Raw genomic sequence first — 20,696 nt, forward strand, 5'->3', positions numbered from 1 at the left:
TCCTTAGCTGGTCACCTTGGCAAAGAACTGGGAGCCTTAATATGGATAAAGTTACAATTATGGACGTCGCCAATGAGGTTGGGGTCTCTAAAACAACCATTTCGCGCTATTTAAATGGACATTTTGATCGCATCAATGCCCACACACGAGAAAAGATTAAACAAGCTATCGATGAAATGGGCTACGTGCCTAACCAACAGGCCCGCACCCTCAAAGCTAAACATTCCCACTTAATTGGGTTAGTCGTCGCGGATATGGCTAATCTTTACTCATCCTTTTTAATCCGTGGTATTCAAAACGTGCTACGTGAACATGATTACAGCTTGCTCATCGTAGATTCAGCGAACAGCCTCACTAATGAAAAGAAGGCGCTAACCCAGCTCATGGCTTCTAATGTTGACGGCATTATTTTGCAACCGCTATCCGTTAACAGCCAGGACTACCAGTTTCTAGTGGAAAGCAACACTAACGTCGTCCTCGTCGATCGCCAGACTCGGCCAACCGTTTGGAGTAGTGTAACAGCTGATAACTTCAGTGCCTCACGGGAAATGGCCCTGGCACTAGCTAAGCAAAAGTATCAACGTATTATTTTTATTTCGTTAGCCAGTGATAGCTCGACCACCCACGCCCTGCGTTACGAGGGCCTCCAAAAGGTAGCCCAGCAAAAGTCGATACTCTTAGATGCTTTAGAGGTAACAGATAATGATTTAACTGATTTAGATCGTCTTCTGAAAGCAACACCGCACACAAAAACCGCCCTATTTGCCGTCAATGGTCAACTCTTGATTGCTTGTCTGCAATGGCTACAAGAACACCACTATGTCATTCCTAATGACATCGGCATTACTGGCTATGATGATTCTGAACTAGGGGCTGTCTTAAGCCCAGGCATTAGCACCATTGATCAGAATCCTCAAGAAATTGGCCAGGCAACTGCCCGTTTACTCTTTGAGTATATTGGTGGTAAACGTGGGCACGAGGATGCGGAAGTTGCTAGCAAGTTAACATTACGCCATTCCTTCTAGCAACTTTAAAAGCATGACCAGTTACAACTGGTCATGCTTTTTTGAATCCTTAAATATCGTTGACCTTAACCAGAAAGCGGCCAAAATGGGTCTGCTTGTTAAATCGAGCCAGCATTGCTGATAAGTCAGCTAAGGCCACTTCCTGCACATAGGGATAGTTGACTTGGCCCCAAATTTGGCCAATTGCTGTCCAAGCGGCCACACGTTCAACCATTGGAAGGTTCACAACATCTATTCCAGCTACAGAAATCCCCCGTAAAATAAAGGGCAACACCGTAGTCGGCAACTCATTACTAGCTGCATTCCCTACTAAGGCAGCTAACCCCCGTGGCTTTAATTGCGCCAATGCTTGGCCCGTTAACTTTCCACCTATGGTGTCAATCAGAGCTTGGTAACGTCCCGTCAAAAGCGGTTTAGCTGGTAAAGCTTGCCATTGATTAGCATCGATCAATTCCGTGGCCCCCAAATTGGTCAACTGTTCATCTAACTTGGTCTGCCGGGTTAAGGCTGTATTATCTTGGTAGCCCAAGGCACTCAGAAAGGCTAAGGCCAGCGATCCGACGCCCCCACTAGCACCTGTCACTAAGAGTGGTGCCTGATGATCAAGCACACCCTGATTGCTAATTGCATCTACCGCCAACCAGGCTGCCAAACCAGCTGTTCCAACGACCATCGCCGTCCGCAAGGTTAGCCCATCTGGAAGTGCTAAGACTCGTCTTGCCTCAATGACCACTTCCGTTTGATAGCCACCTGGTTCACTAACTCCAAATTCGTAACCAGAAATTAAGACCTGATCACCAACATGAAAGTGCGGATCAGCAGTCTCAATCACTACCCCACTAGCATCAATTCCAGGTACCATTGGATAATGCCGGATAACCCCACCCTGGTATTGGCAGGCCAAATAATCCTTAAAATTAATCGACGAATAAGCCACCGCAATCCGGACTTGACCCGGCAGCAAAGGGCGTGGCGCTAGGTCCACTAACCGTGTAATAACTGCTTGATCCACCAATTGGACCTGGAGCGCTTTTGGCATCTGTTTACCCACTTTCTCATAAAAGATTCCATTCTCAGTCTTCACCACTATTATAACCCATCCATCTTCATTACAATCCCTGCACCCTAGAACTAGTTATGGAGATTTAGCTAGCACAACTTCCATAACTCCCCTCCCTAATCAGTTGTCTTATCCGACCTACCTTTAAATTTTATTAAGAATAGCTAAATTAGTTCAGAATGTCACATTTTCTCAGAGCCAGCGTTTATAATTGAACAGTTATTTTCTTTTTTTAGGAGGCATTATGGAATTTTTAATGTTAGCACTAGCAATCGGGGTCCTGTTACTTCTGATTGTTAAGTTCAAAGTCAATACCTTCGTGTCATTGATTATTACTGCGTTTGTCTTGGCCTTATTACTAGGAATGAATCCGATGGACATCCCCAACGCCGTTTTGGGTGACCAAGGGGTTGGAAACATCCTCGGATCAAACTCCGTTATCTTTATTTTTGGTGGTATGATTGGCCGTTTGGTGGCTGATGCTGGTGGTTCATACAAGATTGCCCATACCTTAATTGATTGGTTTGGTCTTAAGCGTTTACAATGGGCCGTTTTGATTGCTTCTTTCGTCATTGGGATTTCCATGATCTTTGGCGTAGGTATGATCTTATTGATCCCCATTGTGTTCGCCGTTGCGCTTGAAGCCAAGGTACCCTTGCTCTACCTTGGTATCTCAATGACCGCTGCGCTTTCCTCGGCCCAAGGGTTCTTACCACCACAGCCTGCGCCTACAGCGGTTGCTACCGCCTTAGGTGCCAACATTGGATTAAACTTGATTCTAGGTTTGATTGTCTCAATTATTACCGCAGTGGTGGCCGGTCCACTATTCACTAGGTTGGCCCAAAAGTATGCCCCAGATGCTTTTCAATTTAAAACTGAATTACCAGCAGTGGGTACTGTCAAAGAGTATGACTTAGACAAAGCTCCTTCTTTCTGGCTTTCAGTCTTAACCTCTGTTTTCCCACTAATCTTTATGATTATCGCGACAATCTACAAGATGGTTTATACAGGTGGTGTTACACCCAAAAACCCATCCATGTTAGATTCTGTCATTGAATTCATGGCCAACCCAGCGGTAGCCATGACCATCTCTTTGATTTTTGCAATCTTTTCGATGGGTGTCTTCCAAAAGCGGACGATGGCCCAAGTTAATGAGTCAATGACTGAAGCAATTAACGCCGTTGCTGGAATCTTGTTAATTGTTGGTGGTGGTGGTGCCCTGCGTGGTGTCCTGGTAACCAGTGGTTTCTCTGACACAGTTGCAAAGCTCTTTAGTGCCAACGGTGCTATGTCCCCCGTAACGCTAATCCTCTTTGCCTGGTTCGTAACTGCCATCTTGCGTGTGTCTGTTGGTTCTGCTACCGTGGCTGGTATTACGGCTGCCGGAATCTTTACCGCCGTCGTTGCTAGCCAAGCTGGTTCTGATCCTATTCTACCAGTGTTGGTTGCGCTTGCCATCGGTGCGGGTTCCTTAGTCTTCTCGCATGTCAATGACGCTGGTTTCTGGATTTTCAAAGAATTCTTTGATCTATCCATCAAACAAACGTTCCAAATCTGGACCGTTATGGAAACATTACTGTCCTTCACTGGTCTGTTAGTCGTTGTTATTATGGCCATTGTCTTACTTTAACCATTAAAATCATTAAAAACCGCAGCCTTTACAGTGTACTCTAAGTTATCATAACTTGAGGTCCACACCGTAGGACTGCGGTTTTTTATCTTATTATTTGTTCATCTTGAATAGTGACTACCTCATCAACCGCTTGATACACGGCTGGGTCATGACTAGCAATAATCAAGACTGTACTTGGTGATACTAATTTCAACAAAATGCTAATGATATCAGCCCCAGTTCGACTATCCAGGGCCCCGGTAGGTTCATCAGCTAAAATAACCTTGGGCTTTTTTAACATTAGGCGCGCAATGGCTACCCGTTGCGCTTCGCCCCCCGATAATTCGTATACGTACCGTTTCAAATAGGACGCATTTAACCCTACTTGTTCAAGAATAGTCACATCCTTAGCTTGAAAACCAGCAATCTTTAAATTAGCTTGAACCGTTTGGTTTTCCAATAAAGCATAATTTTGAAATACATAACCTAGGTACCGACGAAAATACATGCTCTCTTTTAAGTGCCAAATATCCTGGCCCTCAATCAGCACTTGTCCAACATCTGGTCGTTCTAAACGGCCTAGCATGTTAAGCAAGGTAGTTTTGCCACTTCCTGAAGGTCCTGTAAGGGCGTAACTCCGTTGGCGTTCAAAACAAGTTGAAAAATTTTGATAAAGTGCTTTCCCAGCAAAAGATTTACTCACATTTTTTAGTTCAATCATAAAATATCATTGTTTCCTTTTAATACGGTGGTCAACTGCTGGCTAAAACGCCAATGAACCAGTAATAGTAAGCTTACCGTCATTAGGCCATATATTCCGCCCAAGGCTAACAGCAGCCACTGATTAAGCCCTTGATGATGAGCTAAGAGAAACAACATGCCTAATCCAGTTAGTAAGGGTGCCACTAATTTCAATAGTGGTTGCTTGCTACTTGCCCTAAACAGACGGTACAACATGATGGCACGTAGTTGTACTTCGTATCGACAGCCCAGATAGTGGTAAAGGGTAAAGGCTTGAATTATAAATAAGATTATCCCAGCCATTTGGATACCAACTAAGCGATTCTTAGCATGTTGTAGGGCTAGCTCAGCAGTCTGCGCTACATTTTCATAATCAGTCATATCACGATCTAATCCGCTTCGTGACCCATGCTTCTGAATGAGAGCCTGCTTAAAAAGGGCTTGCTGTGACACTGTTGATCCTAACGTGGTCCCTTCTGCAAATCGGTCTAATTTCTCAAAATGCAAAAGAACAAAAATCGGATTCTTTATGATTGAGCTCCTTTGTCCCGATGTTTCTTGATTAGCCTGATTGAAGGTAAAGAGTTTTCGTTTCTCCTTCAATACAACTACTTGGAAATCACTTGACCGTAATCCAGTATGACTAAACCATTCAGTTAGGACCAGATCTTTAATCATATCTTCCTGATAGCGCACATCTGCTGGTAAGTAAATGGTAATGGGCGCTGACCCGGTTACTTTAGGGTAGGTATACTGTTGCCCTAGCCGGCTATTTTTTATTTGGAACCCCCGATTGCCATAGATAAGGCGCTTAGCCAGTCTCAGCTCTTCCTTGGACTGTTGTTTTGGATCTGGTACCAATGCCAAGCGACTAGCACTAGCATAAACTAGTTCGTCACCAGTGAAACGCTTTAAAAACCGCCAATGCTGGTGTTCATTCGTTTTTACGAACTGAGCATCAATTTCATGACTATTAGCGTCCATGTGGGTACTTTCTCGGTCTCGCCAGGTGATTTTAGCAAAATTCGCAACCTGACGCCAACAGCTTAATTCTTGTAGTTGTCTCGTCACCTGCTGTCCCGTATTCAAGCCTGCCTCGGCTGCAACTAAAACTAGAAAACTGGCAACTAGAATTCCTAAAAGCCAAGTATTGCCCAACAGTGCAGAATAGGTGCGGTTCTTCATAACAGCCACTGGTTTTAAGACTTTAATAACCGCAGTAAAAAAGACATTAACCATGATAATGATGACCGCTAACAGACCAGTCAACACTAGCTCTTGTAAGGCAAAGGCTTTCCCCAATAAGGTCCACTGTCCACCATCCACTCCTAGGACCACGATGGCCAGACAGCCGCTTGTTGCTACAAGTAAAAAGCCAAGCTCCTGCCCTAAGTTCATCCAACTATGCCGTGCTAGGCCCCCAAGACTACGGGCTAACATAGCTGCCTTAAGTTGTCGTACTTTTAAAGCCAGTAGAGACAAGGCAAAGGTAAGTAAGAGAGCCCAGACGGCTACAGAGCGTTCGTTCCCAAATAAAAAATCTGCCACAATTAACTGCCATGGTAAGGCGGCTACCTTAACATCTAAGCCAAGCTGCTGCAGTTGTTTTGCAAATGATGGGCCGGGAAGTTTGGTCAGATAATACATCCCATTTACTGAACTTGTTACTAAGGCTGCTGGCACTTGCTGACTAAGAACCGTCTTAGACAGACAGGGATAGGTTAGCTTCCCCTTGGTATCAATGACGGGCTTATAAATAGCTAAGTGGTGTTGCTTGGCCAACCTACCTAATTGCTGATAAAGCGCTACTTTAGACTGGTGCTTAGTTACCTGACTGACATTCATGGCAGCCTCAGCCGGTACCTTCACGTCACTGCCAAATTCCTTAACCTCACTTAAGCCTAGGCCGGAAAACAATATGACCATGACCGTAATTAACAGACCTTTAACTTTCATAAGTTACCATTTTTCTTCACTTTTCCCCACTTTAAAATCGATACCAACCATAAAAGGCTTTGGCAGTTCCCCAATACCATTTCTTTTGGGCTCCTGCGTAGGCCCAGCCATAGTTGGCACGGTCTTTGGCTTTCAGATTACCCCAAGCATCCGTAATTGAGGCTGAACTTCCTAGGCGAATGGGCGCTTTTAACCAATACTGTGAATAGGCATACCCCCGCTTCGTAATGCCATATTTCCAAATATCAGGAAAGGTTGGATGGGGGTGTCGAACAGCCGCTTGCATAGCCGGAGCGACTAGTCCCGTGGTCGTCATGACAATGGCCAATCCCAGTACTAGCTTACCTTTGTTCATCCTATTACCTCCTTTGATTTACCTAGAGACAGTCGTTAACCCTGCAGTGTCAACTGACTATTATCTTAGCAGGTCAGCGCGCCAGTTTTTGCCACAAAAAAAGGCAAACCCCCATCGTGTTTGCCCTAATTTCAATCATCTTCATTTGTACCCACTGTACCCACCATTAACCCAGTTAACGTTAAGGTCGCTAAATGATCGTACAATCCCTGCACTTCTTTCAGGGTGGCTAGATAAGTACCACCAAACCAATTTGCTAACAGCGTTTTTAACAGTGCAGTTAAAAAAAGAAGTTGCCACCGTTGTGCCAATTCACCTTGGTTAGCTGATAAACAGAAGTTGGCCCACTGTTGACAAGCTTGACCAATAAACTGGGACCATTCAGGCTCTAACTCATGTTCTAAATAAAAAAACTGCAAAAGGCGCCCATGACCGCAGACCACCGGCAAAAACACATCCCGGATCCTATTTTGTCCCGCCGTAGTGGCTACCAGGTCACGATCAATACGCCCTTTTGTTTCTTCCATCAACCTCCGCCAAAAGTGGTGATGATCATCTAATGGGCGTTGGGCCAGTACCGGCTCATGCTGACTAGCCCACTGATGGATAGCCGTCTGCGTTGGGCGTACCTTTTCATGTATAAGCAACTGCATGAAACCTTCCCAATACAAATGGTTTACCTTCCCTTGGCTAAGGGAAGAACCACCATGTGATTCTTGAATAAGTGTCGTTAAATCAATCCCAAAACGTTCCGTTAGCCTTAAAAGGAAGGCTAAATCTGGCGCTCTTAAATCCCGTTCATAATTGGAGATAACTTGTCGACTGACAAAGAGTTCGTCGGCAAAGGCCGCCTGACTCATTCCTAATGATGACCGCAGTTTTTTAATTTGTTTACCCAACATCCCTTTTAGTTCCTTATCTCTAACTTGTTTTTTAGCCTAGCAAATGAACATCCACACAACAAGTCTGCACATCAAACTAACCAACCTTAATGAAAGCCGCTGACCTAACTTTTTACGTACTAGCCTTTACTAATCACTTCAGTCGCCTAAGCCACCCCACTAATAAAGACTCTTTACTGACCGAACCTTATTCTATTAGTGACATGATGACTATTCTTACCGGCCTTAATAGTTAACACTACAAAAAAAGGACTAACGTCACCGTTAGTCCTTTACTTTCGTAGATCCACGTTTAGTCTTACTGGATATCGATATTATTTACTTGTGCTTCGTCAGCCTTAGGCAAGGTAACGGTTAAAATACCGTTCTCATAAGAAGCCTTAATGTCATCAATCGCCACATGTGGTAGAACGTAAGAACGACTCATAGCACCATAATAGCGCTCTGACAGTACTGCCTTACCATCATCATCCTTTGTTTCCTCTTGACTCTCCCGCTTAACGGCGATGCTCAATGTGTCATCTTGGTACTTCAACCCAATATCACTCTTTTGTAGACCGGGCAACTCAGCCGTTACCACATAATCGTTATCAGTTTCTTTAATATCGGTCTTAAAAGACATATTCGAATCACCAGCCACGTTAGTCACTGGCTCAAAGAAAGCCTCACTTAAAGCATCCAACAAAGGTGCACGTCCACCACGATAAAAATTCATTTCATTAGCCATAATTAACTACCTTCCCTTCATAAATATTACTAAGTAACAATCCAATTCAGGGGGTGAGGAGGAAAGCAACCTATCGCTTACTTTCCTTTAGTTCCCTCATCTCTTTACAATTCTTATTGTAGCATATAATTAGCACTTGTCAAGTTAGAGTGCTAATATCAATCATTTAATTTGGCCATGTAGTTTTCTAGCAGGCAAAGACCCGCTATACCCAATAGGGTTAGGCCTAACAGTCCTTTTAAAATGGGATGGGTTCTTTTCATCAGTCCAGTCTCCTTTTTACCTAAACATCGTCTTAGTGGCTCGCAAAAGGACCCGCGGATCCTTTTCATAATGGTGAACGGGGGTCATTTCACTCAGTGGAATGCCTAAGAAGGTATACACAGCCCGCTGAGCAGCTCGTATTGAATACTGTTCCGTGAAGACCATATCAAAGGATTGTTCAGCAAATTGACTGACAAAGGCCAAATTACGACTATGGTCAGGCACTACCTTTGGTCGATCACCAACAGCGCGTTGATTAAACAATGCAGAGGCATAAGGCATCCAGACTGGCACTACATTGACGACCGAATCCATTATTTCGTCATGGTGGTTAGCGACATTATCATTGCTTTGGTCGGTTTGCGCTAGGTGACCCAAAAATTCCTCGAGGATTTCTCGGCCTGTCATATCTTTAATCGGCTTATCGACATAATCACCATTGCGGCGTGGATACATAAAATAGCCCCAGAAAATTGTTTCATTTGGCTTTTGCACATGGAAATGTGGCTGATGGGCTACTACGATTGACATCAGCCCCCGACTGTCAATCCAAGTATTTAATGCATTCCCGGGTGCTTGTTGGGTAATGCGGGCAATTTGATCAAGCAAGTAATGATTATCTAAAGTAACGGTGAAACTCATCCACTCACTTTGCGAACGATCACCAAAGAACTTATCAGGATGTCCTAAATCATAAAAACGACTCGCTGCTTGTTTCCAGAGTTGAGCACTAGGCGCATACTCCATATTTTCAGTAATTGGCGTATCTAAATCACCAATAGAAGATGAATCCGTAATGGCACCGTTTGTATCAAAGACCAAGTCATCTGGACGTAAATCTAAGTGTCCTTTGGTTCCCGTTTTAACATCTTCATAATGTAGGCCTGTCACGATAATGTCATCTTGCAAAGGCGTTTGATCAAAATCGAACGCCGTCACCTTACGATTATTAATAAAGTGAACACCAAGGTTTGCCAGATGCTGTCGTAGGGGCAAAATTAGACTCTCATACTGATTGTAGGTGGTACGTGTGACGCCAGCTAAGGTTTGAATTCGACTAAACTCTAAAATCATCCGATTCATGTACCGTCGTAATTCCATGGCACTGCTAGCCCGCTTAAAGGCAAAGGTAGTTTGCCACATATACCAAAAGTTAGTCGTAAAGAAGTGGGGACTATTCTTAAACCACTCTTCAATGCTCATATCATTCAGCGTTTGTTCATCTTTTTCAGGTAGCAACATCAATTTAGTTAATAGAGCGCGATCCTTATTTGAAAATTGCATGTGGCGATAATTATTAGCATTCGGTCCAATCCGAGGGCCCTGTCGATCAATTAACCGTGCCACATCATGTGTTGGATGAGCATGATCAAAGTCCAAAATTTCCTCAGTCACACTCTTATCCGGGCTATCCAAAGAAGGCACATCAGCAAAAAGATCCCACAAATTTTCATATGTCTCTTCATTGAGCATTCGACCACCCTTGGTTAAATAACCCCGGTGGTTGGCTAATTCAGCATTAGCATATTCCTTCTGGTAATCCGCCACTGGTGCACCATCATTAGCGCCATGCGTGTCTAGACCCATAATGGTAATCTGATCACCTGACCAGCCCCCATCACGAATGAGATATAGAGCAGCGGCTAAATTACCGATACCAGCACCAATCATATACGCTTGTTGTTTCATATGGGCCTCCTTTGACCTTGACCATGACAACTTTTACATGTCAAAGATAACGCCAAAGGATAAATAATGCAAGCGCTTTAAACGCCTTTATATCAATGGTTTAAGCCGTTAACAAACCTCCTTCTTAAGCCTAGTGAACTCGTGGTCCATCAAAAGCAGGATTATAAGCGTGATAGTGTTCGCCTAGCAAAGGAAGGATGGTTTTGGGCACTGATTCGGCTTTAATAAGGCGTGCCCGATGAACATAAGAACCCTTATGTTCTAACACCAGATAACGGTCTGTTTTTGTTGGAATCATACCAATCGCCACCTTAATCCATTCCCCACCCCCAAAACGGTCCTCTGGCACCCAAACATCCACTGGTTGTGGAACCTGTCGTTGACTGGTGTGCTTGCCATTTTGAGACCGGACTATTTCTTTTTTGGTTGGCACTTTTGCTGGTACCCGGGCATAACTGATTTGCGTGCTAAGAAAGGGATTAACGCGATTAAGAACATCAATCTGGTGCGCCCGGCCATAAGCAAACACACTAGCCCCCATTCCGCCAATCACGACTAGCACTAAAACAATCCTTAACCCCCACTTACTCAAGCGTTCCCATTTGACGGCATGATCTAGGTGATCTACCAACTGATAGTCATTTTCCTTTAGCAGTTCACTAAGTGATAACCCGTACAAGTCTGCCAAATCCATTAACGTCGTCACACTAGGATAAACATTATTGTTCTCCCAACGAGAAACGGCCTGCCGACTGACATGTAAGGCTAGTGCGAGATCCGCTTGCGAATACTTATGGGCTAAGCGAAGCCGCTTTAACTGTTCACCAATATCCATGTTTACTAACTCCTTCTTATCTTTGCTCTTAGCCTAACCAATTTGCCCTTGAGCAGCAAGCAACTAAAGTGTTACATGCCCTTCATCACAGGTGGACAAGAAAAAAGCACTCAATTACTTGAGTGCTTCTGGTTTATTTCACTTAATCTGCATAATTTTCGGGTGAATCAGGCCAAGTATCAACTGAATCCTTAAAGCCATGACCGTCTGCATTATGCCAGGCAAAATCACTGTACCACAAATCCCGCTTAGCCTCATCAAGCTCATTAATAGCCTGCATCTCTTCAGCTGATAAGCTAAAGTCAAAGATATCGGCGTTTTCCTTAATCCGTTCAATATGGCTTGACTTAGGAATTGCTACCACCCCACGTTGCCAGTCCCAGCGAATGATCACTTGGGCGGCTGACTTTCCATGTCGCTGTGCAATCGTCTGAATAGTCTCATTGTTTAAGGCTGCTCCACCACCAAGCGGTGACCATGCTTCTAGGACCGTCCCCGTCAACTTAGCAAAGGCCAAGACATCGGCCTCCTGGTTCAAGGGGTTAAATTCCATTTGGTTAATAACTGGCGTTACGTTCGCATATTCCAAAAGTTCCTGGGTCCGTTCAACATCAAAATTCGAAATGCCAATGGCCCGCACCTTACCAGCATAATAGAGTTCTTCTAAGGCCTTCCATGTGTCCACAAATTTACCATCAACCGGCCAGTGAACTAAGTAGAGGTCAAGATACGTTAGTCCCAACCGTTCTAGGCTGCCATTGATAGCTGCCAATGTACTTTCATAACCCTGATCACCATTAAAGACCTTGGTGGTCACAAAAAGGTCCTTACGGTTCAAACCGGTCTTTTCCAGTCCTTCAAGAATTCCTGCACCAACGCCAGTTTCATTACCATACTGCTTGGCAGTATCAATCAAACGATACCCAGCTTGGATCGCTGCGCTCACTGATTTAGCGGCACTTGCATTGTCCGTTTTCCAAACCCCTAATCCTAAGCGAGGCATCTTGACACCATTATTTAATGTAACGGTACTAGCTAAACTTTCTGTCGTCATTCGTACACCTCCGTAACCCATTGTGTTGTGACATCAGCAATCCAACTTCCTAATAACATCGATGCTATATGAATACCCCCGGTCTTCTTAAGAGTTGAATTAACTGTAAGACGACTTCAGTATAACACTAAGCAACGAACTCTTACAAATTGATAGTGTTTTTCAAGACCAGGCTTGCCAACTAAAAAACTAGTCCATCTCAAACGAGACGCGACTAGTTTTTTTGCCCTTACCGGGTCAATGTCTTCACGGTACCATCGGCATGACCGATGATTACCTGATCACAAATATTTAAGAAGAGCCCCTGCTCAACAACGCCTACCTTCATCTCTAAAGCCGCGGCTAATTCAGTCAAGGAAGCTTCTGCTGGAATCTTAATGTCAATAATATAGTTACCGGAATCCGTAACCAGTTTTGTCTCATTTTCAGTCAAACGGAAATGTGGCGCCAAACCTTCGGCAGCTAATTCCTTGCAGAGATGTTCACTACCAAATTGAATCACTTCAACTGGCAAGGAATAACCATTTAACTTTGGCTGATACTTACTTTCGTCCGTAATCCAGATATTACGCTTCGAATTATGGGCGACGACCTTCTCATGCAAGAGAGCGGCCCCACCACCCTTAATACCATTCAAGGCTGGGTCAACTTGATCAGCCCCATCAACCGTTACGTCAATCGTTGCTACTTGTTCAAGAGGATAAACGGGTAATCCTAAGCTTTGGGCCAAAGCAGTAGTCCGGTTAGAGGTCGTCGTGCACGTTAGGTGCAGACCCTCTGCTTGCACCCGGTCACTAAGGGCTCGTACAAAGTGAGCGGCTGTGCTTCCCGTTCCCAGGCCAACTACATCCCCATCTTGAATATACTGGACAGCCGTCTGAGCGGCCAATTGCTTTTGTTGATCCTGTGTTAATACATGCTCAGTCATGATTAATTCATCTCCCCATAAACAGCTTCAATTTGAGCAGTAGTTGGAATTGAGTTCTGTGCCCCTTGCGTTTGAATGGTTAGTGCCGATGCCTTACTTGCATAGGCCATCGCCGTCGTCAAATTACTTAGGTCATCGGCTAAGCGCGTGCTTAAGGCACCAATAAAGGTGTCCCCAGCCGCCGTGGTATCAACTACATTGGTGACCTTTTGTGGCTTCACAATCCCATGGTCATCTGCGCTAGCATAGAACGATCCCTTATCACCTAAAGTAATAATGACCGATTGAATACCCTTATCAAAGAAGTAGTGGGCATTATCCATAAGACTTTGTTCGTCCGTAACTTCAATCCCAGACAACAAGGCAGCCTCAGTCTCATTAGGTACAATAATGTCCGTCAAAACAATCAATTGCTCTGGTAATTGCTTAGCTGGGGCTGGGTTCAAGATGGTCTTCACACCGTGCTCACGGGCAATGCGAAAGGCTTCGATAATGGTATCAGTTGGAATCTCTAATTGTGCAATAATCGTGTCTGCTTGCCCAATCACTTCACCAAGTTGATCAACATCAGCTGGGGTCATCGCCATATTTGCACCACCATAAACATAAATCGTATTTTGGCCACTAGCCTCAACTGTGATATAGGCTTGACCAGTTTCATACTTATCCGTCCAGATTAGAGAATCCGTGTTGATGCCGTCTTCCTTGAAGCCTTCCACCATGAAGTCAGCATTTCCTTCTGTACCTAACTTAGAAATGAAAGTCGTTTGCGCGCCCGACCGCGCAGCTGCAATGGCTTGGTTAGCCCCTTTACCACCACCTTTAACTCCTTGTGGGGCATCAACAGACAAGGTCTCACCAGGTTGGGCATACCGTTCAACATTTAAGACTTTATCCACGTTTGTTGAGCCAATTACTACAATATTCTTTGTCATGATGTGTTCCTTCCTTTAATAGACCTTCGTTAAAAGGTAACTGTTGATTCTAAAGCAATATTTGAGTAGGGGGTAATTTCACCCGTCCGGATGTTCCCTTTATTCTTTGGGTTATTCAAGTTAGCCTTTAATTCTTCATGTGGCATATAGACAATCTCAACAGCTGGTCCAATTAAGCCCTTGATGGCTGCCAGTTGATCAGGGTTTTCAGTTTTAATCTCTTCAGCCAAGTAAACCCGTTGGATGGCTACTTCTGATAAGACGTTAGCTAAAACATCGATGAATTTTGGTAGCTCCTTGGTCACCGCTAAATCAATGCGACGCTCATTATTTGGAATAGGCATCCCCGCATCATTAATGGTAATTTGATCAAAATGGCCCAAAGTCGCAATAGCGGCTGACACATGACTATTTAAAACTGCAGATTTTTTCATAATAATCTCCTTTTAGGATATGATAGATGGTTCCTAGCTAACCCGATTTACAAGAAGGCGGTGACTGTGGCAGCCGCCAAGATAAGCACCAGCCCAATCATGGTAACAACCATTTCCTTCTTGGTCTTGGTTTGATGCAACCAGTAAATACCGGTCAATGTTGCCAAGATAACCGATGTCTGGGACAAGACGAAACCAGTTGCCAGACCATTCATATTAGGTTGAGCTGAAATCAAGTAGGTCAATGCGGCAAAGGCAAAGAAGAATCCCGAAATAATTTGCTTATATGAAACGGCTTGCGTAAAGGCATTCCCGTTTTGCCGATTGAAGAGGCAATAAACTGCAGCCGTTAAGACCATTCCGATTGCCTGTGGTAAGAAGGCATGCATTCCATCGATGGACCCTGCTTGGGGGGCAGCTGAATACAACCAGTACCCAATTTCACCAACTGCTAAAATCCCTACGGCCCGCTTTAAGTGACTCGCATCAGCTGGTTTCTTATCCTGTGACCATACGGTAAAGTAAGCCCCCAGAATAATGACAGCCAAGGCAACGAAACCAATAATCTTATTGGTAAGACCAGGCCAATTTCCTAATACGAAGACTCCCCAAAGGGATGCTCCCAGCAATTGAAAGGCTGTCGTCACTGGCATTGCCCGTGATGAACCCACCAACTCAAAGGCTTTAAAGGTCAAAATTTGAGCAGCAGCCCAACCAATTCCAGAAATCAACGCGTAAACAAAATTCATTCCCGTTGGTATCTTCAGTCCCATCACTAAGACAAGCACTAAGGCAAAGATCAAAGTACCAATCGTTGAACCCAAAATTTGATTGGTAGGCTTACCACCAAACTTAGAGGCAATCGTAGGATAAAGTCCCCAACCTAACAGGGGCCCTAAACCAATTAACAAGGCAGTCATATTCATCGTATACTCCTCCAGTATATGTCCATTTTAACAGCTAGTGTAAGAAAGCGGTTTCTACATTCTTTATAGTAAAACGTTTTACTTCACATTGCAAGCTTTATTTTCTAAGCATTTTATGAGGTCACATACTATAAACCTGTAATTAATATGGAAAAACCGCAGTGTTATCGCTTTCAATGCTCTTGTTGCTTCATTAAAAAAAGAGATAAATTTCACAATGTTTCTATCTGACCTTGGCTTTACCCTTTAATTACCTTCCCTGTCCGTTAGTATGATTTGCTGGCGCATTCGCTTTAGGCATCGATGCAACGTCGTGCGATGGATCCCTAAGTGTTGGCAATACGCTCGTTGACTGAGTCCTGGTTGCTGTAAATAAAGTTGATAAACTCGCGCTGCAGTTGAATTTGGCGTTAACTTTTTGGCTAACCCCTCAATTAACAGGTAACAGTCAAGTCGCTGCCTGGGATCAACTACTCCATCTAAATCCCCTTTATCAGTCAAGCAACTATGCGTCTGGTGACGCCAAGTCTGCCGTTGCTTATCTCGTAACCGCCACAAGAGCCAGCGAAAAAGGGCTGGGTTATTAACCGGCGCTAAATCTTCACCTGCTTTTAACCTTTGCCAAATTAAAAGATAAAGTTCCTGACGATAGTCTTCATACTGTACGTCACAGGGACTTAGACCAGCAGCCTTTAAGACACCGCCAATCAAGGGATTAAATACTTGTAAATCTGTCTGCATAGACTTCCACCTCCTTAGAGGCGATTAAAGCATACCTCTAAAGCGTGTCCCGTCATCTTTATCAGCTGTAAGGCCAGACTTAGTTCCGGCTGTACGCCAGGCCGCCTTCCCTTCCTCACTGGCCCAGCCATAATAATACAGACTTAACTTAGTAGACATACTACGACATGCATTGGTGCTTAGCCCTTAGCTTTTATTTGCATCGTGACCTGCTGGCTATATTCATTGCCACCACCAATCTGGCTGGATACGTTGACTATATTCAGGTTCACTGGCAGTAGCTACAAAAGCTGCTGCCTCTCGGATTTCTTTGCCCCCGTCTCTGGTCTGCGCAAAGTGGCCCAACTCTACTAGCAGTTGGTACCGGCGCAGCAGCGCTGGCTCTATACTACCAGGTTCACCCGCTGGATAAGGCAGCCAGGGTAACACTTCTTGCGCCGGTGCGGCCCTTAACCAATGGTAGCGGTGTAGTAACTGCATTTGCCAGCTAACCACCTTTAGTCGCGCCAACTGCCTTTTCACCTGATTACTCGAACGCGGTAAATAGTAGGGGCGGCCAGCCACTAAAAGCTGGCTACCGCTGCCATACTGATCGACCCCATCTAAGTAAGCAATATTCACCCAGGCTACAGCTCCTGCTAAATTAGATGCCACCGGCCAAAAACCATCCTGGCCCTGAAGCCATGGAAATGGCCCCTGCCGTTGGTCCATGGCCCAATAATAGGGAAGAACATCCCGTTCAATAAACCACTGATGACGTTTAGCCAGCGTCTTTATCCAGTGATTCGTTGAGCGGGCAACTAAGACGGGTTTCCCATCATTATGAGCTGCATAAACAGCCGTCGCCTGCTCCTTATTCATAACGCGGACTGGCCGAATTAATTCTGTTTCAGTTAGTGATAAATCAATTGATCCTAGTAGATCGAAAACTGGTTTAATCCGCTTTAGCCCTTGTGCTAAATTTTCCATAAAGCCCTCCTTAGTGTTAACCAAGCCAGCATAAAAAAAGAACTGGTCCCATTAAGACCAGTTCTAGTTTAAAAGATAATATACAACCTGTTTAGTGGAAGACCATGCCACCATCGACGACCAAGGTTTGACCAGTCATGTAGTTGGAGTCAGGTCCGGCAAGGAAGGCTACACCAGCTGCAACATCCTCGGGACTAGATAGATAGCCCAGCGCAATTCCATCAGAGAATTGGGCCATCCCCCATTCATCATCTTGGCCAGCATTTTGAGCTACCTCATGCGCGATGTCATACATCATTGGTGTTTTTACGATACCAGGGGCAAAGGCGTTTACCGTAATACCCTTAGGCGCCAATTCCTTCGCTGTTGTTTGAGTAATCCCACGGATAGCAAACTTAGTTGACCCATAAACAGTTAACTCTGGGTTACCCTCAATCCCTGCCTGAGACGTAGCATTGATAATCTTGCCGCCATGACCGGCTTGTTCAAAAGCTTGCACCGCTGCTTGGATTCCCCAAACCGTTCCATTGACATTAATGGCCTGGGCCCACTGTAAGGTCTCTTCATCCACTTCCATAATTGGTGTCGTTGGTGCTACGCCAGCATTATTAACCATAACTGTTAAATCACCAAAACGATCCACAGTGGCTGCTACGGCAGCAAAAACTTCATCGCGCTTGGCCACATCAGCTTTGAGTGCCAGTGCCTGATCAGGATGGCTAGCATTGATTTCACCAGCTACTTTCTCTACCTTGCTTAAAGTCCGACCTAAGACTGCTACGGCAAATCCATCATCGGCTAAGCGTTTGGCAATGGCGGCGCCAATTCCCTGACCCGCCCCGGTAATTAAGGCAACTTGTTTCATGTGTTATCTCCTCATGTTTGACTTTGATTTGTGAAAAAATTAACTTACTTTATTTTACTAAATCTAGTCTAGGGCTTCAAGCAACTTTGAAGAGAAAAGAAAAATCGCTGCACCTAAGTACAGCGATTTTCGGTTTTAGTTGGCCTACTTGCTTAATGAAAGGTAACCTTAATCTGACATACATCTAAAGCTCACACGTTTTGAACAGAAGAACGGACATGGGAATAAACCCCATTAATCTGACATACATCTAAAGCTCTTCTGACGATGGTCAGGCAGGTTTGCCTAGGAATAAACCCCATTAATCTGACATACATCTAAAGCCCTTAATGCTACACACGCTTCTCTTCTTTGGGAATAAACCCCATTAATCTGACATACATCTAAAGCCAACAGGTTTGTCAGCATCTTCAATGTCTGGGAATAAACCCCATTAATCTGACATACATCTAAAGCGGTAAAGCTATTGGTAATTTTGTTAAAGGTGGAATAAACCCCATTAATCTGACATACATCTAAAGCAAGTGCCTTAGGAGCTACTTCGCTATACCTGGAATAAACCCCATTAATCTGACATACATCTAAAGCTTTAAGCATTTTCCATAGCTCATGCCACCAGGAATAAACCCCATTAATCTGACATACATCTAAAGCGATTTTGGGTGCGCTAGGTTTGCTATATAAGGAATAAACCCCATTAATCTGACATACATCTAAAGCCGATAGCTTTGTTGTTCTATCGCGATTTTACGAAAAAACAACATAATCATTATCAATGAAATAGGCCGTAAATGTGTCATTTGCATGTGGTTTATCCTCAACCAGATCTAAATCTAACAACACTAAATCTTCAGCTAAAAGAATTTGGTGCAGTTGTTGTAATTCTGAAAAAGTACAATAGAGATGTAAATTTGTCATAATCAGTAAACGGCTCTCTGACATTAAAGCCATCACTTCTATTATACTTACTATTTTATCAAAAATAGAGGTTACTTGCACTGTTTCTATTGCCATGACTTGCCCTTTTAAAAACTGATTCAAATCCCAGGTATTTACCAACGAAAAAGGTAAATTAGCATCAATAATGACTTCTTCTATTTTAGTCTGTAATTGCTGGTTCAACTGGTAAAAGATAGCTAAGTCTTCTTCCGTCAAGGCCGCCTGAAAGGCTTTCATTACCTGGCGCGCGTAGAAATCTGCTACATTAAAGCTACCAAGGGCATCCCCGATAAAAATGCTTCCATTACTAAAGGACACGACCTTCAAATCCTCACTATAAACAATTTCTGGATAATTGGCTTGAATACCAGTCACCGTCCTAAAAAATAAAGAAGCATTTTGCAAGGCAATAACATTTAAACCAGCAGTTAATGTGAAGGTTGCAATTCCCTCAATCGTTATTTTCCGTTCAGTCATATAACAACCACCTTATCATCTCGATTTTTAATGTCTGTTTTTGGACTCCCTACTAAGAAATGCATGCTATTATACTGCTTTTCAGTGGTTAATAGGGTTTGTATCAAACCTGTAGATGGCAAAGCATGCCGAATTCGTTCTTCCAGTAAGGCTGCTGACTGACGGTTAGTTGTAATTCGTACGTAAATGCTTTCCTGCATCATTAAAAAGCCTTCATTTAATAAGCATTTACGAAATAATCGATATTGTCTGCGCTGTTCAGCTGTTTCCACCGGTAAATCAAACATCACAATTAAACGCATTACTCGGTACCGCATCCTTCAAACTCCATTTCTGTCACTACTTTTGTATCACCATTAAGATAGTTAAGACAGTCCCTTACATATCGTTGGACCGCCTGCGTTAAATCCATTTGCATCCCTTGATAGGTAATCACTTGGTCCAATACACCTATTAGGTTTAATTTAGTCTCTAACGTTAGCGGCTGATCCTTCTGCTTAAGAACACAGGCATCGACAAAAGGACGAAAGGGTTCCATAAGATCCGATGCCAGATTAAAGGCGTTTTCCCAACCTGTATGATGAATGCCAAGTTGAGTTAAATAGCCATTGGCTACGATCTCTCTACTAAAGGTAGCCAATAATAAACTATAACCATAGTTAAGGTGCCCATTAATTGCTTGCCGCTCGTCACTACGAACAACCCCCTTTCCAAACAGACGGGGAAAATACAAACGCGCCGCTTGCGCTTCACGATTATGCTCATCACCTAACTCTACTTCTCCCGCTAGACGCATTAATTCAGGATAAGCTTCTACTAATTCATGGTTAAGAACCCGATCTTGGTTCAAAATCTTAGTCTTAACAATCTGTTGCCAGATGCGATCACGATGGGCTTGATCCCATAATAATTGCTTAGCAATATTCTTGTTTTGTGCTCCATTTCCCCGGTAAGGCATTAATTCTCCCGCAGGCATCCCCCGCTCATCACAAAAAATTACCTTCACTCCCCGCCGACTTAACTCATTCATGGCATAGGCAGTAATAACCGCCCGCGTGGTAGCGATGATTAAAACCTTAATATCATCAATGGGGATTTGTTCAGCTCCATGGTCCGTTTGAACCTTCAAGTCATTCATTCGGTAATTTAATTTAGCATGCGAAGTAATCACTACTGTTCTCCAAGCCATTCCTCTTCCCCTTCTCCCAACTAGTATGTTATACTTAACTCGTGGTTAGCTACCACGGGAATAAACCCATTAA

21 protein-coding genes and 1 CRISPR repeat array are annotated in these 20,696 nt (G+C 43.9%); of the genes, 2 read left to right on the forward strand and 19 right to left on the reverse strand.

Features of this window, described 5'->3' with window-relative positions:
- Positions 1-41: 41 nt before the first annotated feature.
- Positions 42-1,025: a LacI family DNA-binding transcriptional regulator gene (locus G414_RS07205; protein WP_022791433.1), complete on the forward strand. Its 984-nt coding sequence runs from the start codon at positions 42-44 to the stop codon at positions 1,023-1,025.
- A gap of 49 nt (positions 1,026-1,074) precedes the next feature.
- Here G414_RS07205 and G414_RS07210 read toward each other — a convergent pair whose 3' ends face one another.
- Positions 1,075-2,112 (reverse strand): acrylyl-CoA reductase family protein, encoded by a 1,038-nt coding sequence (locus tag G414_RS07210; RefSeq protein ID WP_022791434.1) that lies wholly within the window; start codon positions 2,110-2,112, stop codon positions 1,075-1,077.
- A gap of 217 nt (positions 2,113-2,329) precedes the next feature.
- On the opposite strand from G414_RS07210, the gene G414_RS0103285 reads away from it, so the two are divergent.
- A complete protein-coding gene (locus G414_RS0103285; RefSeq protein ID WP_022791435.1) occupies positions 2,330-3,715 on the forward strand; it encodes a gluconate:H+ symporter in 1,386 nt (461 codons plus the stop codon).
- 85 nt (positions 3,716-3,800) lie between these two features.
- On the opposite strand, the gene G414_RS0103290 is transcribed toward G414_RS0103285, so the two are convergent.
- From G414_RS0103290 to cas1, 18 genes are all read right to left on the reverse strand, one after another.
- Positions 3,801-4,418 carry an ATP-binding cassette domain-containing protein gene (locus tag G414_RS0103290; protein WP_022791436.1) on the reverse strand — a complete coding sequence of 206 codons (618 nt, stop codon included), beginning with the start codon at positions 4,416-4,418 and terminating at the stop codon, positions 3,801-3,803.
- Entirely contained in the window at positions 4,415-6,394 is a 1,980-nt protein-coding gene (locus tag G414_RS0103295; protein WP_022791437.1) for a hypothetical protein, read from the reverse strand. Before G414_RS0103295 ends, G414_RS0103290 begins: the two co-directional genes overlap by 4 nt.
- A 31-nt stretch (positions 6,395-6,425) precedes the next feature.
- Positions 6,426-6,749, reverse strand: a complete 324-nt coding sequence (locus G414_RS0103300; protein WP_022791438.1) for a hypothetical protein — start codon at positions 6,747-6,749, stop codon at positions 6,426-6,428.
- A gap of 131 nt (positions 6,750-6,880) precedes the next feature.
- On the reverse strand, positions 6,881-7,651 hold the full coding sequence (locus tag G414_RS07505) for a helix-turn-helix domain-containing protein (protein WP_022791439.1): 771 nt from the start codon (positions 7,649-7,651) through the stop codon (positions 6,881-6,883).
- A gap of 298 nt (positions 7,652-7,949) precedes the next feature.
- Positions 7,950-8,378 (reverse strand): Hsp20/alpha crystallin family protein, encoded by a 429-nt coding sequence (locus G414_RS0103310; protein ID WP_022791440.1) that lies wholly within the window; start codon positions 8,376-8,378, stop codon positions 7,950-7,952.
- Between the two features lie 279 nt (positions 8,379-8,657).
- A complete protein-coding gene (locus G414_RS0103320) occupies positions 8,658-10,361 on the reverse strand; it encodes an oleate hydratase (RefSeq protein ID WP_269082722.1) in 1,704 nt (567 codons plus the stop codon).
- 100 nt (positions 10,362-10,461) lie between these two features.
- Positions 10,462-11,166 carry a helix-turn-helix transcriptional regulator gene (locus tag G414_RS07220; protein WP_022791443.1) on the reverse strand — a complete coding sequence of 235 codons (705 nt, stop codon included), beginning with the start codon at positions 11,164-11,166 and terminating at the stop codon, positions 10,462-10,464.
- A 142-nt stretch (positions 11,167-11,308) separates the two neighbouring features.
- Positions 11,309-12,220 carry an aldo/keto reductase gene (locus G414_RS0103330; protein WP_022791444.1) on the reverse strand — a complete coding sequence of 304 codons (912 nt, stop codon included), beginning with the start codon at positions 12,218-12,220 and terminating at the stop codon, positions 11,309-11,311.
- A 229-nt stretch (positions 12,221-12,449) separates the two neighbouring features.
- The gene (gene rpiA / locus G414_RS0103335) at positions 12,450-13,148 is read right to left on the reverse strand and encodes a ribose-5-phosphate isomerase RpiA (protein ID WP_022791445.1); all 699 of its coding nucleotides are present in this window, start codon (positions 13,146-13,148) and stop codon (positions 12,450-12,452) included.
- 2 nt (positions 13,149-13,150) lie between these two features.
- Entirely contained in the window at positions 13,151-14,083 is a 933-nt protein-coding gene (gene rbsK / locus G414_RS0103340) for a ribokinase (RefSeq protein WP_022791446.1), read from the reverse strand.
- Between the two features lie 29 nt (positions 14,084-14,112).
- A complete protein-coding gene (gene rbsD / locus G414_RS0103345; protein WP_022791447.1) occupies positions 14,113-14,517 on the reverse strand; it encodes a D-ribose pyranase in 405 nt (134 codons plus the stop codon).
- Between the two features lie 47 nt (positions 14,518-14,564).
- Complete coding sequence (gene rbsU, locus G414_RS0103350) at positions 14,565-15,443, reverse strand: ribose/proton symporter RbsU (RefSeq protein WP_022791448.1); 879 nt, start codon at positions 15,441-15,443, stop codon at positions 14,565-14,567.
- A 246-nt stretch (positions 15,444-15,689) separates the two neighbouring features.
- The gene (locus G414_RS0103355; RefSeq protein ID WP_022791449.1) at positions 15,690-16,184 is read right to left on the reverse strand and encodes an RNA polymerase sigma factor; all 495 of its coding nucleotides are present in this window, start codon (positions 16,182-16,184) and stop codon (positions 15,690-15,692) included.
- 222 nt (positions 16,185-16,406) lie between these two features.
- Complete coding sequence (locus G414_RS0103360) at positions 16,407-17,153, reverse strand: hypothetical protein (protein ID WP_022791450.1); 747 nt, start codon at positions 17,151-17,153, stop codon at positions 16,407-16,409.
- A gap of 91 nt (positions 17,154-17,244) precedes the next feature.
- Positions 17,245-18,018, reverse strand: coding sequence for a (S)-acetoin forming diacetyl reductase (locus tag G414_RS0103365; RefSeq protein WP_022791451.1), 774 nt, complete (start codon positions 18,016-18,018; stop codon positions 17,245-17,247).
- Positions 18,019-18,239: 221 nt separating this feature from the next.
- Positions 18,240-18,738: a CRISPR direct-repeat array (repeat unit 36 nt; unit sequence GGAATAAACCCCATTAATCTGACATACATCTAAAGC).
- Positions 18,739-18,765: 27 nt separating this feature from the next.
- Positions 18,766-19,434, reverse strand: a complete 669-nt coding sequence (csn2, locus tag G414_RS0103370) for a type II-A CRISPR-associated protein Csn2 (RefSeq protein WP_022791452.1) — start codon at positions 19,432-19,434, stop codon at positions 18,766-18,768.
- Positions 19,431-19,751, reverse strand: a complete 321-nt coding sequence (cas2, locus tag G414_RS0103375) for a CRISPR-associated endonuclease Cas2 (RefSeq protein ID WP_022791453.1) — start codon at positions 19,749-19,751, stop codon at positions 19,431-19,433. The genes csn2 and cas2 overlap by 4 nt, the downstream gene beginning before the upstream one ends.
- The gene (cas1, locus tag G414_RS0103380) at positions 19,736-20,623 is read right to left on the reverse strand and encodes a type II CRISPR-associated endonuclease Cas1 (RefSeq protein ID WP_027694522.1); all 888 of its coding nucleotides are present in this window, start codon (positions 20,621-20,623) and stop codon (positions 19,736-19,738) included. The genes cas2 and cas1 overlap by 16 nt, the downstream gene beginning before the upstream one ends.
- Positions 20,624-20,696 lie beyond the last annotated feature (73 nt).

The sequence above is a fragment of the Weissella halotolerans DSM 20190 genome, assembly GCF_000420365.1.
In the GTDB taxonomy this organism is placed as follows: domain Bacteria; phylum Bacillota; class Bacilli; order Lactobacillales; family Lactobacillaceae; genus Weissella; species Weissella halotolerans.

Coding starts and splice junctions, on each gene's coding strand:
- G414_RS07205 (WP_022791433.1), top strand. CDS start 42: ATGGATAAAGTTACAATTATGGACGTCGCCAATGAGGTTGGGGTCTCT.
- G414_RS0103285 (WP_022791435.1), top strand. CDS start 2,330: ATGGAATTTTTAATGTTAGCACTAGCAATCGGGGTCCTGTTACTTCTG.
- G414_RS0103290 (WP_022791436.1), bottom strand. CDS start 4,418: ATGATTGAACTAAAAAATGTGAGTAAATCTTTTGCTGGGAAAGCACTT.
- G414_RS0103295 (WP_022791437.1), bottom strand. CDS start 6,394: ATGAAAGTTAAAGGTCTGTTAATTACGGTCATGGTCATATTGTTTTCC.
- G414_RS0103300 (WP_022791438.1), bottom strand. CDS start 6,749: ATGAACAAAGGTAAGCTAGTACTGGGATTGGCCATTGTCATGACGACC.
- G414_RS07505 (WP_022791439.1), bottom strand. CDS start 7,651: ATGTTGGGTAAACAAATTAAAAAACTGCGGTCATCATTAGGAATGAGT.
- G414_RS0103310 (WP_022791440.1), bottom strand. CDS start 8,378: ATGGCTAATGAAATGAATTTTTATCGTGGTGGACGTGCACCTTTGTTG.
- G414_RS07220 (WP_022791443.1), bottom strand. CDS start 11,166: ATGGATATTGGTGAACAGTTAAAGCGGCTTCGCTTAGCCCATAAGTAT.
- G414_RS0103330 (WP_022791444.1), bottom strand. CDS start 12,220: ATGACGACAGAAAGTTTAGCTAGTACCGTTACATTAAATAATGGTGTC.
- rpiA (WP_022791445.1), bottom strand. CDS start 13,148: ATGACTGAGCATGTATTAACACAGGATCAACAAAAGCAATTGGCCGCT.
- rbsK (WP_022791446.1), bottom strand. CDS start 14,083: ATGACAAAGAATATTGTAGTAATTGGCTCAACAAACGTGGATAAAGTC.
- rbsD (WP_022791447.1), bottom strand. CDS start 14,517: ATGAAAAAATCTGCAGTTTTAAATAGTCATGTGTCAGCCGCTATTGCG.
- rbsU (WP_022791448.1), bottom strand. CDS start 15,443: ATGAATATGACTGCCTTGTTAATTGGTTTAGGGCCCCTGTTAGGTTGG.
- G414_RS0103355 (WP_022791449.1), bottom strand. CDS start 16,184: ATGCAGACAGATTTACAAGTATTTAATCCCTTGATTGGCGGTGTCTTA.
- G414_RS0103360 (WP_022791450.1), bottom strand. CDS start 17,153: ATGGAAAATTTAGCACAAGGGCTAAAGCGGATTAAACCAGTTTTCGAT.
- G414_RS0103365 (WP_022791451.1), bottom strand. CDS start 18,018: ATGAAACAAGTTGCCTTAATTACCGGGGCGGGTCAGGGAATTGGCGCC.
- csn2 (WP_022791452.1), bottom strand. CDS start 19,434: ATGACTGAACGGAAAATAACGATTGAGGGAATTGCAACCTTCACATTA.
- cas2 (WP_022791453.1), bottom strand. CDS start 19,751: ATGCGGTACCGAGTAATGCGTTTAATTGTGATGTTTGATTTACCGGTG.
- cas1 (WP_027694522.1), bottom strand. CDS start 20,623: ATGGCTTGGAGAACAGTAGTGATTACTTCGCATGCTAAATTAAATTAC.